Source organism: Streptomyces sp. NPDC007084, assembly GCF_040703595.1.
In the GTDB taxonomy this organism is placed as follows: Bacteria; Actinomycetota; Actinomycetes; order Streptomycetales; family Streptomycetaceae; genus Streptomyces.
Genome location: NZ_JBEYFY010000141.1, coordinates 1 through 1,008 on the forward strand (window position 1 = coordinate 1; position 1,008 = coordinate 1,008).

1 protein-coding gene and 1 pseudogene are annotated in these 1,008 nt (G+C 40.2%); one reads left to right on the forward strand and one right to left on the reverse strand.

Annotation, left to right across the window (positions count from 1 at the left end; translation table 11 throughout):
* The coding region (locus AB0912_RS35960) for a polysaccharide deacetylase family protein (RefSeq protein ID WP_366707545.1) at positions 1 to 504 on the forward strand (504 nt) is incomplete at its 5' end.
* A gap of 112 nt (positions 505 to 616) precedes the next feature.
* On the opposite strand, the pseudogene AB0912_RS35965 reads toward AB0912_RS35960, so the two are convergent.
* Positions 617 to 700: pseudogene (locus tag AB0912_RS35965) on the reverse strand (IS6 family transposase); the annotation flags it as partial.
* Positions 701 to 1,008: the final 308 nt, after the last annotated feature.

Sequence of the window (1,008 nt, forward strand, 5' to 3'; positions counted from 1 at the left end):
CAGCACGGCGAGTTCACCCCGGGTGTACGAGACGAGGCGGTACGGCCCCGTCGCGACCGGCCGCAGCCGGTACTCGGCGCCGGTGTCGAGCCGGCAAAGAAAGATGGTTGGAGTTTTGCTTCTCATACTTGGGGACACTTGAATATGACACAAGCTTCTTTAGCCGATATCCAACAAGATAATGAACGTTGGCAAAATGAAGTTGCACCTATTTTAGGCAAAACAAATATTTTGATCTACCCATTTGGCGCTGACATCAGCGATTGGCAACCTTATTCTGAAGCAAATCAAAAATTTGCTTACTTGAAACAACAAGGATTTGATATCTTCTGCAATGTCGATGCCTCAACTCCTGCATGGGGACAACTAGGAACTGACTACTACCGTAACGCCAGAATCAATATTGACGGTATCCGTTTCGAAGCTGACCTAAAAGGAGAAAATCCAATACTTGATCAATTTATCAACGTCAAAGAAGTGTATGACCAAAAAGATCGAGGATAGAGGTTGTGAAAGAAGCGTCCAGCTCCGAGCAAATAAGAACTAGATTTCTAAAATAGTTTCTCATATTTTGGAAATCTAGCGCTTATTGCTGAGGAGTTGCTTTTTGAACACCGTGGATAAGGTTATAACGAAGATAGTAGCCCACGGCTACAATAATCACATCCTGCTGAAATTGCTTTCCTTTAAAATGATTCATCGTCATTCCTCCTGCTATCTTTTTCTATTATTCTACCTTATTTGATAGTAGATTTAAAACTTTGCAACAGAACCCTATATTCGTTACAATGGTTATGGGAAGTTTTTCAAAAGGTTAAGAAAAGCTTACGGGGGTTTTTGAAATCAAAAAGTAGTAGGGGACGATAAAATGAAACATACACACAAAATCATATTGGCTGTCACTTCTGTATGCACTGTTATTATTCTAGGTGTAAGTATCTTTTTTGTTACACAAGCAGTAACAAACAATAAATTAGAAAACACTAGTCAAACAACTCAACACTCAAG